Origin of the sequence: Clostridium sp. KNHs205, assembly GCF_000702945.1 — a bacterium.
GTDB lineage: Bacteria > Bacillota > Clostridia > Lachnospirales > Lachnospiraceae > Anaerocolumna.
The window spans coordinates 249,073-262,534 of record NZ_JNLE01000003.1; the positions used below are offsets into that span (position 1 = coordinate 249,073).

The 13,462-nt window shown below is 38.9% G+C and carries 17 protein-coding genes; 2 read left to right on the forward strand and 15 right to left on the reverse strand.

All coding sequences use genetic code 11. From position 1 onward, the window contains the following. Window positions 1-24: 24 nt before the first annotated feature. Window positions 25-903: a MerR family transcriptional regulator gene (locus BR73_RS0101120; protein WP_033164050.1), complete on the reverse strand. Its 879-nt coding sequence runs from the start codon at window positions 901-903 to the stop codon at window positions 25-27. A gap of 94 nt (window positions 904-997) precedes the next feature. Then, entirely contained in the window at window positions 998-1,261 is a 264-nt protein-coding gene (locus tag BR73_RS0101125; RefSeq protein WP_033164051.1) for a DUF6809 family protein, read from the reverse strand. Window positions 1,262-1,394: 133 nt separating this feature from the next. Here BR73_RS0101125 and BR73_RS0101130 point away from each other — a divergent pair, with 133 nt between their 5' ends. Beyond that, entirely contained in the window at window positions 1,395-1,727 is a 333-nt protein-coding gene (locus BR73_RS0101130; protein WP_033164052.1) for a helix-turn-helix transcriptional regulator, read from the forward strand. 72 nt (window positions 1,728-1,799) lie between these two features. Here BR73_RS0101130 and BR73_RS29255 read toward each other — a convergent pair whose 3' ends face one another. From BR73_RS29255 to BR73_RS0101140, 4 genes are all read right to left on the reverse strand, one after another. Further along, the gene (locus BR73_RS29255; RefSeq protein ID WP_242860602.1) at window positions 1,800-2,315 is read right to left on the reverse strand and encodes a hypothetical protein; all 516 of its coding nucleotides are present in this window, start codon (window positions 2,313-2,315) and stop codon (window positions 1,800-1,802) included. A 144-nt stretch (window positions 2,316-2,459) separates the two neighbouring features. Continuing rightward, window positions 2,460-2,666: a hypothetical protein gene (locus tag BR73_RS29260; RefSeq protein WP_242860603.1), complete on the reverse strand. Its 207-nt coding sequence runs from the start codon at window positions 2,664-2,666 to the stop codon at window positions 2,460-2,462. 32 nt (window positions 2,667-2,698) lie between these two features. Then, entirely contained in the window at window positions 2,699-2,875 is a 177-nt protein-coding gene (locus tag BR73_RS29265) for a hypothetical protein (protein ID WP_242860604.1), read from the reverse strand. Between the two features lie 15 nt (window positions 2,876-2,890). After that, complete coding sequence (locus tag BR73_RS0101140) at window positions 2,891-3,337, reverse strand: GNAT family N-acetyltransferase (RefSeq protein ID WP_033164053.1); 447 nt, start codon at window positions 3,335-3,337, stop codon at window positions 2,891-2,893. Window positions 3,338-3,614: 277 nt separating this feature from the next. On the opposite strand from BR73_RS0101140, the gene BR73_RS28575 reads away from it, so the two are divergent. Continuing rightward, window positions 3,615-3,773 carry a hypothetical protein gene (locus BR73_RS28575; RefSeq protein WP_156034563.1) on the forward strand — a complete coding sequence of 53 codons (159 nt, stop codon included), beginning with the start codon at window positions 3,615-3,617 and terminating at the stop codon, window positions 3,771-3,773. Window positions 3,774-3,994: 221 nt separating this feature from the next. On the opposite strand, the gene BR73_RS26990 is transcribed toward BR73_RS28575, so the two are convergent. The 9 genes from BR73_RS26990 to BR73_RS0101180 form a co-directional block, all read right to left on the reverse strand. Further along, window positions 3,995-7,030, reverse strand: a complete 3,036-nt coding sequence (locus tag BR73_RS26990) for a leucine-rich repeat protein (protein WP_051684883.1) — start codon at window positions 7,028-7,030, stop codon at window positions 3,995-3,997. Window positions 7,031-7,087: 57 nt separating this feature from the next. Beyond that, window positions 7,088-7,780 carry a hypothetical protein gene (locus BR73_RS26995; protein WP_051684884.1) on the reverse strand — a complete coding sequence of 231 codons (693 nt, stop codon included), beginning with the start codon at window positions 7,778-7,780 and terminating at the stop codon, window positions 7,088-7,090. A gap of 227 nt (window positions 7,781-8,007) precedes the next feature. Continuing rightward, window positions 8,008-8,955, reverse strand: a complete 948-nt coding sequence (locus BR73_RS0101150) for a response regulator (protein ID WP_051684885.1) — start codon at window positions 8,953-8,955, stop codon at window positions 8,008-8,010. Continuing rightward, window positions 8,930-9,850, reverse strand: a complete 921-nt coding sequence (locus tag BR73_RS0101155) for a histidine kinase (protein ID WP_156034564.1) — start codon at window positions 9,848-9,850, stop codon at window positions 8,930-8,932. The genes BR73_RS0101150 and BR73_RS0101155 overlap by 26 nt, the downstream gene beginning before the upstream one ends. 46 nt (window positions 9,851-9,896) lie before the next feature. Continuing rightward, window positions 9,897-10,949, reverse strand: coding sequence for a hypothetical protein (locus BR73_RS0101160; RefSeq protein ID WP_156034565.1), 1,053 nt, complete (start codon window positions 10,947-10,949; stop codon window positions 9,897-9,899). 730 nt (window positions 10,950-11,679) lie between these two features. Then, window positions 11,680-11,877: a helix-turn-helix transcriptional regulator gene (locus tag BR73_RS0101165; protein WP_033164056.1), complete on the reverse strand. Its 198-nt coding sequence runs from the start codon at window positions 11,875-11,877 to the stop codon at window positions 11,680-11,682. Further along, entirely contained in the window at window positions 11,867-12,130 is a 264-nt protein-coding gene (locus BR73_RS0101170) for a hypothetical protein (protein ID WP_033164057.1), read from the reverse strand. The genes BR73_RS0101165 and BR73_RS0101170 overlap by 11 nt, the downstream gene beginning before the upstream one ends. Before the next feature lie 486 nt (window positions 12,131-12,616). Continuing rightward, complete coding sequence (locus BR73_RS0101175; RefSeq protein WP_033164058.1) at window positions 12,617-13,165, reverse strand: signal peptidase II; 549 nt, start codon at window positions 13,163-13,165, stop codon at window positions 12,617-12,619. A gap of 77 nt (window positions 13,166-13,242) precedes the next feature. After that, window positions 13,243-13,431: a hypothetical protein gene (locus tag BR73_RS0101180; RefSeq protein WP_033164059.1), complete on the reverse strand. Its 189-nt coding sequence runs from the start codon at window positions 13,429-13,431 to the stop codon at window positions 13,243-13,245. Between the last annotated feature and the right edge of the window lie 31 nt (window positions 13,432-13,462).

Consider the following 13,462-nt stretch of genomic DNA (forward strand, 5'->3'; position numbering starts at 1 on the left):
TATTTCATCGTCATCTTAAGAAACCTAGCTTTCTGCCAGCAGCTGCCAGAGCTCCATTTCAGGGCTGACAGGGGATTCCATCCTGTCTTCTCTGTAAACTTCAACAGCCAGCAGCCCTTTCATGGGATACGAAGATTCCGGCAGCCACTTGTTATACAGATGCTCATATGCTTTATCCAATGCCGCACCTGTCAGTGTCTCCCTGTCCTCCGCCCGGAATCTGACACGAACATAAATACCCGGAGGTAGAGTAAACTTACGCATACCTTCCGGTATTTCATCAAGGCAGTTCACCTGCATTCCCATCATATAAGTCCCCATACTCATATCCTTCTCGCATTCACACACAATTCCAAGACTTGTCTCCGGTAAGAAATGTCCCGGTATCAGGTTCGGTTCATCATTGCTATAAAAATCACCAATAAGGCTTTCAATCATCTGCTGCTTCTTCTCATTCTGATTATAAGGTACCCTTGCTGCCCGCCCTATAAAGTATACCGGATTCTCTAGCAAGAAGGTATCCGTTATGTATTCAGATGTTATTCTGTCGGTTTGATAGATCGCTTTATTTTCCTTGATGCGTTCCTGTAAGGCGAGAAGCTCCTGTTCAATATCACGCAGAAGAAGTTCCTCTGATCTGACTGCTATAAGTCTGGCTCTGACAATCTCTTTCCATTGTTCAAGGTCCATATCTAAAAGAATACCTATTTCCTCCAATGAGAACCGCAATCTTCTTAAATACTGTATCTGCTTCATACGTTCACTTTGCTTGTCCTCGTAATAGGCATAACCATTAAAGGAATCTATACCCTCCGGTTGTAGAAGTCCGATTTCTTTGTAATATCTTAAGGTTTTCTTTGAAACCAGATGCAGCCCTGCAAACTGTCCGATTGTATATCGCATAATGCCCTCCTTTTCTTAATAGTAATCCATTCCCCAAGGGCTCAGTCAAGTGGTAATTATAACAATTTTTTAATGTTAGTAATATTGAACCAACCTATTCCGATAATATTTCCATCATAAGTCTGACACCATATTTAAATCCATGGGTAAAAGCAATTTCTGTTTCTATAGCACTTAATTCTGTCGATATTTCAATTAGTTTAGCAACATCTTCAAACATCTCTTCACCATTTTCATTCTTTATTTTCTCTACGATATTTATAATGCGCTCATTTAATGTCTGATACCCTTTATCCTTGTATATAGTATTTTCAGGGTCTAATATACCATTATAAAGTTCCTTTACAATATCTTTCATCGCTTCACTCTCTCAATTCTTTTTTGTCTATTAGTATAATTTATACTTATACAGGTTATTCTAGCATAGAACCACAAAGTTTACAATTAGAATAAAAATATATGCACATAGACAAAATTCTGAGGTGATTAAGTTGACTGGTAATAATGATAACAATATAAATTATGAGATATTAGGCTTACGTATAAAAGAAATCCGTATAAGAAAAAATCTAACGCAAGAAAATGTTGCTTCTTATGTCGGTTGTAATGTTTCTCATATCTCTAATATCGAAAACAATCATACCAAAGTATCTCTTAATGTTCTATTAGCTATTGCAAACGCACTTCATACAAGTATCGATTACCTTTTATCAGATCAATATGAAAACTCATCTTTTGCATTGGATAACGAAATTTTAAGAGCGCTAAAAGATTGTGATAATGACAAGAAAATAAAGATTTTAAAGATAATCTCAATTATTTAGATTATTGAATGGTATCTATAGCAGCTACCGTCAGAAAGAAGTCGAACGGTAGCCTTGATATTCAGAAGCATTTCACTCCCCTGCAAACTCTTCTGTTGAAGGTGCACCATTCCAAACATACCCATCAGAACGGTAATAACCTCTTATAACAGAACCATCTGTCTTTGTATAATCGACGACGAAAACCTGCCCTGTCTCTATTTGCATCGGATAGTTATCATAAGGTAGTACATCGCCGGTTTTGCTGCTGTCCTTGAAGTCATTATAAGCATTTTCTAAGCGCCAAAATTCACGGGAAGCGTAATCTTTAAATCCTGTTAGATCTTCTTTCCCAAAATACGAGGCTGTATATTTCTTATCGTTAATTGTAATTGTATCTTCTCTAATGGGTTCAATCTCTTTTGCCAACCAAGCTAAGTCCTCTGAATAGATATTATTCGTGTAAACCTTTTTTAACTGATTTGCCATACACGGAACTGATTGAGTATTGTTATCCATTGCATCAAAATCAGTATGAGCGCCACCGTAAATCCCCATAACACTTTCACCGCTTAGTCTGTCAAACTCACGGATAAAGTTCTCTGCCATCTTATTTTCCCGATATACATCATCTGATTTCTTATAATAATATTTTCCCTGTTCAATTGCTTCCCGGGCTAGCGTATACTGGTCAGAATCTTTTAGTTTATTTGTCTCCAGATAATCCAGAAATCGTTCTCCCGTAGTATCATACTAATGTCCAACATCCGTGCCATGAAAAATTGTTTCAGGGCATCTGCTTTTTATATTCTTATAAAATTCAATAATATCCGGCGTATGTATCATAGTTCCATTCCACTCATCATATATCGCATCCAGAATGTCATCACTATCTGACTGCATCCACACATTTAAGAACTCAGCCGTATAATAGGGAAGTTCTATAAATAAATGCCGCATATTTTTATTATCATAATTTTCATACCACAGCTCTAATTCTTTATCCAGTATTTTTTTACACCATGCTGTTCCCCATACAGATATATTTGTCCTTTGGGTGTTATGGATGACTTAATTGCATCACCTTGGGCAGGCTTATGGGAACAGGCACTCAAAGACAGCAGCATTATAAAGGCTGCTGCAAATGCTATAAATCTTGATTTTTTCATAATTCACTCCTTTATTTATTCATTGTGCTTAAGAACTTTATCAAAGCAAAAAGAGTCCTTGTCGTAATTATTATGCTCATAAAAGGCATGGGCTTTAATACGTTTCACTCCGCTGCTTAATAAAATATAAGATAGTTCTTTTTCGTAAGCCATAGTTTCAACATACTGAAGAAGTTTAGTGCCTATCCCTTTCCCCTGATATTCTCCTTTTACTGCAAGACCATTTATTTTAAGATAACCTACAGGAAGCCCTACTGCCAGCACCTGCACGGTAGTTATAAAACCTACTGCTTTATTATCCAATACAGCCACAAAAGTTCTGTAATCATCATTTTTACTCATCCTCTCATAATCAGCAGCCATAGTTGCTGCATTTAGTTTTCGATTTCCGATTTCATTGTTCCATAACGATAACACTCCTGCATAATCGATTTCTTGTATTTCGCGGATCACAATTTCCATTTTAATCTCCTATGACGGTATAAATAATCAAACCCTAAATGTTTGTAAAACCACTGTTCGCAGCCTCAACCTTTTTATGATTAGTTATACGTCCTCTTATCATATTCTATAATTTTCCAAGTTTATTTTTATACATATTGATTTTTATATCCAGACAATTTCAATTTTTTTTGATTTCCTCAACCTCTGACAACCCTAGTGCTCTGTCCGCCTGGTACCTGGACTAATTGCGCAGAGTGGATTTTAAGCCTGCAAGACGGAGGAAGGAGTCGTAGCGGTGGCTACGGCGGCTGACGACAACGCAGCAGATGGAAATTCAGGCAAGCAATTAGTCAAGATATCAAGCGGACAGTACACCAGTACTGCCTTGTTTAAATTTCGCTTAATATCAGCGCTTGATATTTTCGCTGAGGCAAGGCGAAGGAATAAGGGGTAGCGGTTCCAGTAGCATGTATGCTACGAAGATTGAGGACAACGCAGTATCAGCGGAAATAGCAGGTGTTGAATTACGTAAATTTTATGAAAGGTAGTACTAGAGCATCATGAGCCGTCCTTTCTAAGACTTACGGTCATAAAACAAGAGTGTCCCAAAGGTGGTTTTCACTTTTGGGACACTCTTGAAAAAGTTTATTTAATTAGTGCTTAACGCCATATGCTTTATTTTCCTTTCATTACTATACCCTTTGGCAGCCATGACTCCTGCATTGCCTGGACATATAACTCCTTCGAAGAAGCCGGGAACTGAAAAATACAGGTATCCTTTACTTTTTCAAATACAGAGTAGTAGGTCATTTCTGGTACCTGACTGCTTTGGAATACCACCTTTTCCAGTTTGGATGAGTGAGCAAAAGCACACCCTCCGATACGTTTTACCGTATCCGGTATTACAACTGATTTTAACTGTTTGCAGACACTAAAAGCGTAGCTTCCTATTTCCGTTATCTTCCTGTCAATGACAACTGTGCCGGCAGCAGAAGGATAAGCCAGCAGCGCAGTTCCCTGTTTGTTTAAGAGCATGCCGCCTTTTGCTGAATACTGCCTGTTTTCCTTGTCCACCTTAAACTCCTTTAAGAGGTTGCAGGAGGTAAATGCAGTGGGGGAGATTACCTTTATATTAGCCGGTATGGTAACCGAGGTTATGGTTGTTTTGCCGTAAAAGGCACTTTCATCTATGGAAGTAACCTTGTATTTCTTTCCCTTCCAGACAATTGTCTCAGGTATTACCACTTTACCGGGAAGCTTGGCATTCATCTGGTTATTCGCAACAGCAACCTCTCCAATCCCCGTACCGGAAGCTTTGCCGGTAATTCTGTAATTTATATTCTTATATGCAAAGGTCTCTGCTGAATACCTGATAAAGCCCACTTTGGTGCCTCCCTGGGCTTTTTTTACCTTAACCTTTACCGTGTAAACTTTCGTATTACCGCTATAGGTCACTGCTGTCATATAATACGCACTTCCGGCCTTCTTTGCAAAAAGCTTCCCTTCGTTATCAATACTGATAAAGGTTGGTGTGGATACATGATAATTCACCACCGCCTCTGCCGGCAGGTTCTCAGGTCTGATATCTGTGAGAGTTCCCTCTGTCACAGTAATATCTGTTATTATCTGTGCTCCTCCTGCCAGTCTTCCATCACTGTCGACTACAAAAGCATAAGGAGAAAAATGTGCTGCTGTGAATTGAAGACAGCTTACCCCTTCCTTCACTGTCAGCTCTGCCGGTAGTACCTGAAGCTTACCCTTTGACACCGTCACTACCAGCAGTTTCTCTTTTTCCGGGAGCAGTGTAGTTGGAATGGGGCAGGTGATTCGAACAGAGGTTCCTTGTGCCGGCTGTACCTTCGTATTGGTTCCCTTAATGTATAAGCTTATGTCTAAAGGGAATATCTGCATCGTTTCCGTATTCAATCCAATTGTATCTGTTTCCAGGGCATTTCTTACTTCTTTTTCCGCAGCAGAATCTTCCTTTAACCGAACTTCCACTGATTTATCAAAAGCTTTACCAACCTCTTCTACTGAGATTAAGGCGGTATTAGGGATACCCTTCGGAGCTTCTACCACTTCTATGGTCTTTTCCTCCGTTTTATCCTTGTCCCCCTTCTCCCCGTCTTCATTGGGAGTGGAAGGCACCGATGGGGTAGCAGCTGGTGTGTTCTGGTACTCTGCTTTAATTGTCACATTTCCTGCCGGCATTGTAAAAACTGTACTTTCTGCTCCAGGATTTTGAAAGGTTACGTTCATATTGGAGGTCCATCTATGAAATACCTTTCCTGCAGGTGCCGGGTTTGCAGTGATTGATACATTGGAATTTTCTGAATAGCTTCCTCTGCCGCTTCCGTCGATTACCGTTACGCTATATACGGCAGACCCTGACTTTGATTTTACAGTAACAGAAGCGGTGCTTGTAGTCACTGCCGCTGTCTTGTTACCATTAACACCAGTATCCGTATTGGTTACTACACAGTAATACCAGGTCTTCCCTTCTGTGTCCGTCGGTGCCCAATAGCTGTCCTGTACTGCTCCTTCTATGGGTGTTCCACCCTCCGTACTGTCCTCCGAATTACTGTACCATTGGTAAGTAAGGCTTCCGCTATTTACTGCCGCTGTTACCTCTAAAATGGCTTCTTCCCCTTTTTGTACCGTTACGTCCTTGGGGTGTTTTAAAATTCCGGGTATTTCTGCATCTGTCAAGGACTGGGTTACAGCTTTGGCTGCATTACTGGTTACACTGGCGGTTTTATTTCCCGTAGCTTCCGTATCCATATTGGTTATCACACAATAATACCAGCTGTCTTTCAGTTCCTCCGCCGGTGCCCTATAGATGTTCTGAACTGCTCCGCTTATAATAGTTCCTCCGGTATTGCTGTTCGTTGTATTCCTATACCACTGGTAGCTCAGATTTCCTTTTTCTACTGTTGCAGCTACCTCAAAGTTTGCATCTTTGCCTTCCTCAACGGTGACATCCTGAGGCTGACTGATAATCTGAGGAGTTTCAGCATCTGTTATTTCCTCTTCTACTGTCTGTTTTACAGTAAATCTTATGTCCTGCATCTTATCTGCCGACACTGTTATTGTGGCCGTATGGGTTCCCAGAGCCAGCCATTCTCTTGCCTGCACAGTAAAAACAGCAGTTTTATTTGTATTGTCTAACGTAGTTCTTGTAAGGCTTCCAAGATCAAAGCTGCCTGCTCCACTACCGCTTAACTTTATTTTCAGGTTCTTTAGAGTTCCTGATCCAGTATTGGTCACAGTTATGGTCTTGCTTTCTATTTCCCCTGTGTTATAACCCCACAAAAGCTTTGGAAAAACGTACTCACCCTCCTGTGACAAAGCTGCTGAGTAATTAACAGTGGTTATTTTCTTAATTTTACTGTTTGCTGTGTCGGCAACATAAAATACTCCATTGTTATCTATCGCCAGACCAAAAGGATAATAAAATCCGGCATCTAATACCGGGAAATTCCCTACTACCGTACTGATGATTCCCTCCGGTGTTACTTTACGAAGTACATTGTTAAAATACTCTATGATATATAAGTTCCCATAGGTATCTAATGCCACACTTGCAGGACCTCTTAAGAGGGCATTGGTAGCCGCTCCCTCATCTCCGCCATATCCATTTGTGCCAAACTGTCCTGCTATGGTACTTATCACTCCGTCTTCCGTTACTTTACGGATTACATTATTATCCATATCAGCGATGTAAAGGTTGTTCTGACTGTCTACCGCTATTCCCGTAGGATTATGGAACTAGGCATCCATAGCAGATCCGCCGTCTCCTGAATAACCGACAACTCCAGACTGCCCTGCCACCGTACTGATGATTCCGTCCGTTGTTATCTTTCGGATTACCTGGTCCTGTATATCAGCTATGAAAAGGTTATCCTGACCGTCCACTGCTACTCCAAAAGGCTGCTTCAGCATGGCTTCAGCAGCAGGTCCGCCATCACCTGAGTGGCCGAAGCTTCCCGCTATTCCGGCTATTGTACTGATAACTCCGTCTGCTGTCACTTTACGGACTACATAATTCTTACTATCTGCTATGTACAGATTTCCCTGACTGTCCAAGGCGATTCCCCTTGGATCGTTAAGTTCAGCCTCATTTGCATTGCCGCCATCTCCTGCATAACCGGGGGTTCCATTACCTGCTACTGTAGTAATAATACCCTCCGCTGACACTTTGCGCACTCTGCTGTTTAGCGTATCCGCAATATATAGATTTCCCTGATTGTCTACAGCTACTCCATTCGGTGCGTTGAGGCTGGCTAAATTTGCCGGTCCTCCATCCCCTCCGAAGCCGGGAGATTGAATTCCTGCAATGGTCGTTACCTCATAACCCTCCGCTGCCAAAGCTGTATGCTGGGGTAGCCCGGTATACAGAACTGCAAAAGATAAGGCAATACATAAAAGCCTCTTATGCAAGCCTTTTATTTTTCTTCTCATATTTTCCTCCTTTTTCATTACTGTCAATCCGCCTAAACTTAGCGTTGATATGATTATAACAATCTATTTTCACAAAATTCTCACAAGAATCGACCTATTACTTCAGGAAATACGAAATTTTTTCAATTCAATATTTACGGTATAAAAATCGGATGCAATATAAAAACCCCAGGCACAGAAGAGCTTCTTCCATGTCTGAGGTTTGGTTTATGTACAAAGGAATTTTTCTACACCTCACATCTTAATTGCTGGTTTATATAGATTTCCTCTGCCTTATCTCTATTACCTTTTTTCTCATATTCACTTGCCAGTCCATCGCACAGCTTATCAAACATATTCTGGTAAGCATACTTTTGCAGTTCTCCCCACAGATAGTCTTTACTTCCAAACAATGCCCCCTGATAAACAAAAAACAGTTGTTCACTTATTAAGTCTTCCTGCCCCGTTTCTTTCTGAAAGGTCTCATAAAGGGTTTCAAGCTGAAAGGCATCACACCAGATCCCTTCCATAGCAAAGAAATACTGTCCCAGCCTGTTATAGAGTACGTTCTTGATTCCCGCCTCCTGCAAGGCCTTCTTCATACGGTAAATGGTGGTATACATTGTATTTTCTACTTTAATCTTTTCCGATAAGGGCCAAAGCTTCTCAATCAGGCTCCATTTATCAATCCCCTGCTTTCCATAGAGCATCAATAGAGCAAACATTTCCTCTGTCTTCTGGGTTGTCCACTTTAATAAAGAATTTCCTTCCTCATCCTGTATGGCAACCTTTCCGAAAAGCCGGACATATATTTTCTCATACAAGGGTGAGGCAGGTACCTCTGTCTTTCTTACCCTTGCCAGCGCCTGGGCTATATCCTCCCTGCTTACAGGTTTCAGAATATAATGCAGTGCATTCAGCTTAAAGGCTTCAACAGCATACTTGTCATAGGCCGTTACAAAAACAATACTGGCAGAGTCAAGGCGTCCCGCTAATTCCGTGGCAAGTTCAATACCATTGATTCCTGGCATTTCTATATCAAGAAATATAATATCCGGCTTTAACCCCGGCAGATGTTCAAGGGCTTTCCTGCCACTGGTGAACTCTCCTGCAATCTCTACCTTAAGCCCAAGCAGAATATCTTTCAAATAATCAAGCACCAGAATCTCATCATCTGCAATTACTGCCTTTAACATGGCCGTCCTCCTCTTCCAAGTGAAACCGAAACCATACTTTAACTCCTTCTTCCTGCTCTTCTATGTGCAGTTCCTCCCCATAGTAATGCATTAACCTTTTTTTGATATTCCCAACACCGACGCCTTCCCGCTCTGCTCCTGTATCCCCTGCTTTCCCGGAAAGCCTTGCCAGGCTGTTTGGCGAAAAAACCGGACCGTTATCGTATACTGTAACAACTCCAAAGCCCTCCACCTTTCGTACCGATAAACGGACCTTTCCATCCTCTTCTCTTTTTAAAGCTCCATGACGGATAGCATTTTCTACCAGGGGCTGAATCAGTAAGGGTACTATTCTTTGGTGTTTCAGAGCTTCCTCAATGTCCATCTCCACCTCCAGCCTTTTCCCAAACCGTGTTTTTTCTATAAATACATAAGAGCGGATACTTTCAAGCTCACTTTCCACCCGGATAAATTCCGATGTCATATCAATGTTAAAAGCACTCTTTAAAAACTCCGCCAAATGCCACAGTAGTTCAGAGGCTTTTGTGGGATTGCTATAGCAGAGGCTAAGAATACTGTTTAAGGAATTAAACAGAAAATGCGGTTTTATCTGCGCCTGCAAAAATGCGATTTCGCTTCGTTCCGCATGATTTGTAACTCTCTCCATGTTATAATTGCTCTCCAGCAATGCCACTGTCAGTTCCTCGTTCTTTTTATACATAGCATGATACCTGTAAGTAAGCAGGAACACCCATACAAAAATATAAAGGAAGCTTGCTATCAGTGACATCATGTCATTCCCGATTAGCCCTTTTGTAAAAACCAGCTGGTCAATGCAATATACATCAATAAAATACAATACCAGAAGGAGAAGTCCATGTTCAATTCCGGTAATTCTGAGCTCAGTCCTTTTCATATAAAGATACAATACCCGGAACTCAACCGCAATTATGATAAGAAGATCAATAATGATGAATACCGTCCGGATTCCCGGCGTTTCCGCAGGCAAAACCACATAAAGGATAGCAAACAAGACCCTGTGTCAGAATCACGATATTTCTGCACAGGGTAGAAATAAACTTCCTATCCAGATGATAAACCGCCATTACAATAGAAAGGATACCCATACAAATCAAAACGGACTCCAGATTCAAAAGGCCTTCTGCCGATATTCCAGGCAGGATATATTTAATGATACGTTCTCCCAGGGTTCCGTTGATTAAGGCCAGGGAAGCCGCTCCCATTGGGAAAAAGACACTCGCCTTTTCCTTTTTATAATAACCCGGGCTCACCAATACAATGATCAGGTACACCGCTGCCACTCCAAAGCTAAAGGCAATAGGCAGCATATCACGAACAATATTTCTGGCACCAAAAGAGGTAATTTCCTGCTGCTTACCAAAATATACGGCTTCCGCAATACCCCCGCCAAAGATCTTATGGCTTGATACCTGTATAATAATCTCAAGTTTATCCGTATCTGCCTGAAAATACGCTGCTTCCGGCATATTTCCCATATTTTCTCCACTTATAGAATCCGATACAGCACCGTTCTGTATAAGAAGCTTCCCATTAACATATATATTGCTGGCAATTCTAATGCTCTGCTTTTTAATGCCATAAGTGACACCGGAATGTACATTTGTAAGGATTATGCGGTAAGTAGCACATCCATATTCCGGATACTTCTGTCCATAAATATCCTTTCTCCAGCTCCCTGGAACCATCATGTAGGAAGAAACCCTCACTTCACTATTAAAGTCCGCCGGTTCCAGAAGCTGCCCCCAGTAGAACTCCCACTCTCCGTTTAACGGAAGGACTCCTCTGCCATTTAACCTTGATTCCTCCGCATCAACGGTTCCCGTAACCACAAAGACGTCTGAATGGTTCATTTTATAATAAATCGCTATAAGAATGCTGATTCCAAGCATTATGGTCAACACCCAAATCTGATGCAGCCGCAAATATCTCCCACCTTCTATTTCATCGCTGTTCGACAAATTTATTTCTTTCAATTATACTTGGAATCCTGCTGGTTGAAAAGGTATAGTTTTTGATTTATTTATAATTTTACAGGGATTTAAGCATCAAACCCCAAGAGCCATTTTCGTTAAATATCTACATTATTGCTGTCGTATCAGATATGACATCTTCTCCTATTCTTTTAACTAATAATGCACATTCTTCTATGTCTTTTAAGATTCCTGACTGTACAGCTTCGCTCATCAATTCAATAACTACTGTATATTTTTTCGCCTTTTATACCACCGACAGCATTGACTGCATAGCATTTACGGTATAACCCAAATGTGTTTCTCATATCTCATTTAAAATGCTAAACATTATCAAACTTTTTCTCTATCTGTTTTTTATATCCCTTTCTCCAACGTTGCGTCAAAAAAAGGATATGATAAATTGAAGTGAAAATGGCAGCAGGCTTGTTATGCTCCTTCTGCCATATGAAATCAACATAAGAACATTACCTTCGGTTATTATTGAACTACCCTACTAGTCCATTCTCCTGTTAATGTAATAAGCCAAAGTCTATTCCAAGTGATTCCTAAAAATATTAAAGGAATCACACAAATCACCTTGGAATGTAGTAACTTTTGATTCATAGTTCAATACCATAAAGAACAAAATATGTTGAGCTCAATCTATGCCTTTACAGTCAAAATGTTAGACGACAATCTCCTTCTATCATTTTGACTGTATATATCAGTTCTCCATTAGAATTCCGTAGTCTCATATCTTTTCAAGTTCAAATATTTTTTCAATAGGTGTTTCTAGTAAGATTCCTAAATTCATAGCTAGTTCTAATGTTGGATTATACTTATTATTTTCAATTGCTATGATAGTCTGTCTACTAACACAAAGAAGATTAGCTAAGTCTTCTTGACGTAATCCTCTTTCTTTCCTTAGTTGCTTAATTTTATTTTTCATCACCATCTCCACTCATTATTTTTGAATAGATTAATTTGAATATAAATAAAATCAATGCCTGTGAGACGATTAAGAAAAGTAAATCATAACTAATTTTATTCATAAAAACGCTCTTATATATAATACAAACAAAAAGAAATACTATTTGATAATACCACACCCATTTTAAAGATTTCATTTCAATCATTTTTTCCATCTCGTCCATTTCCTTGTAGGGCTTTCCAATTACAAACAATTGAGATATCTTTTTCAATTCTAATTCCTCCTTATACAAAGTAAAGTTTTCTTTACATTTATTATACCCAATCGTTTTACAATGTCAAGATGTTTTTACATTTTCATACAAATCTTATTAGTCTTCAATATTATTTAACGAATACTTAATCCCTGCTTCTAAGTTTAGTAATGCTTCTATATTTAGTAATGCTCCTACCATCATATACACCTCTTGTAAGTAAAGTCTTAAGTTAATACACATCTTTGCTTGTGGGCATTTCTAAAGATTGAACACATAGGACAAAGGGTTTTGTTGATGTTTTTAGCTGGCAACCAATATATTAGATGTAAACCCATTTTCATATACTACATTAAAGTTGCATAAACATCTGTAAAGACCGCTCCAATAATGCAGTGTTTTTGTTATAAATAATTCAACTCCTCGTCAATTTATGGTTAATTTGTGTTGTCGTAAATAAATCCACCTAAACCAGCCAGGAGTTATCTATGTAGAATCAATCTCTTATTTCAATTTATCACTATTATCTTTTTTATCTAATTTATTTATTATATATATCAAAAATATTTTAATGTTTTTCAAATTAAAATCTTTCCTTAATAATTTCCTTGCTTCTTTATTAATAATCATTTCTAATATCAGTAGAAATATGGAAATTTCTATTAATATATCTGCTAAATTAGCAATTGCAATTGGAGTTATTATATAATCACGTACATATCCAAAAATAATTCTATCAATATATACATTCCCTAAAATTGATGCAATCAATGATGCATAAGCTATATCTATTAATGTACTTCTTCGAATGTGAGTACAATAATACTCATATGCAAAATAAGAAAAAAATAATATGATTAAAAAAGCAATTGCTAATAATAGCATAAAATATTTGTTAGCATTAGGATGCAAGTAAATTCCATAGTTTATACGATAAGTTAATCCAAAGTGTTTATTTCCTATAATTTTATCATATAGATTATATTGGGCGTAATATCGCAATAGTTGGTCTATTATAATTAAAACTATACTTATACCAAAAACTTTTTTCATGTTAATACCACTTTCTTTAATCTGATATATAAAAATAGCAGGGGATCATATCTACTAGTTACTTATGTAATTTTACACTAACCAAAAATGGCTCCACCAGTTGCACCTGCGCCACTAGATAAAGCAACACCAATTGCAACTGCTGTTCCACCAGTTGCAATGCAAGAACCGCCACACAAAAGACCACAACCTGCTGTACATCCAATTGCGCAGTTATTTGCTAATAATTCTACTTCTTGATCTTTATAGATTAATTCATTTTGCATAAATTACCTCCTATTATATAAAATGATTACC

Bases quoted from the DNA above. Each gene is read 5' to 3' on its own strand.
- BR73_RS0101120 (WP_033164050.1), bottom strand. From the start codon at position 903: ATGCGATATACAATCGGACAGTTTGCAGGGCTGCATCTGGTTTCAAAG.
- BR73_RS0101125 (WP_033164051.1), bottom strand. From the start codon at position 1,261: ATGAAAGATATTGTAAAGGAACTTTATAATGGTATATTAGACCCTGAA.
- BR73_RS29255 (WP_242860602.1), bottom strand. From the start codon at position 2,315: ATGGCAGAGAACTTTATCCGTGAGTTTGACAGACTAAGCGGTGAAAGT.
- BR73_RS29260 (WP_242860603.1), bottom strand. From the start codon at position 2,666: ATGCGGCATTTATTTATAGAACTTCCCTATTATACGGCTGAGTTCTTA.
- BR73_RS29265 (WP_242860604.1), bottom strand. From the start codon at position 2,875: ATGAAAAAATCAAGATTTATAGCATTTGCAGCAGCCTTTATAATGCTG.
- BR73_RS0101140 (WP_033164053.1), bottom strand. From the start codon at position 3,337: ATGGAAATTGTGATCCGCGAAATACAAGAAATCGATTATGCAGGAGTG.
- BR73_RS26990 (WP_051684883.1), bottom strand. From the start codon at position 7,030: ATGGATAATAATGTAATCCGTAAAGTAACGGAAGACGGAGTGATAAGT.
- BR73_RS26995 (WP_051684884.1), bottom strand. From the start codon at position 7,780: ATGAGAAGAAAAATAAAAGGCTTGCATAAGAGGCTTTTATGTATTGCC.
- BR73_RS0101150 (WP_051684885.1), bottom strand. From the start codon at position 8,955: ATGTTAAAGGCAGTAATTGCAGATGATGAGATTCTGGTGCTTGATTAT.
- BR73_RS0101155 (WP_156034564.1), bottom strand. From the start codon at position 9,850: ATGAAAAGGACTGAGCTCAGAATTACCGGAATTGAACATGGACTTCTC.
- BR73_RS0101165 (WP_033164056.1), bottom strand. From the start codon at position 11,877: ATGAAAAATAAAATTAAGCAACTAAGGAAAGAAAGAGGATTACGTCAA.
- BR73_RS0101175 (WP_033164058.1), bottom strand. From the start codon at position 13,165: ATGAAAAAAGTTTTTGGTATAAGTATAGTTTTAATTATAATAGACCAA.
- BR73_RS0101180 (WP_033164059.1), bottom strand. From the start codon at position 13,431: ATGCAAAATGAATTAATCTATAAAGATCAAGAAGTAGAATTATTAGCA.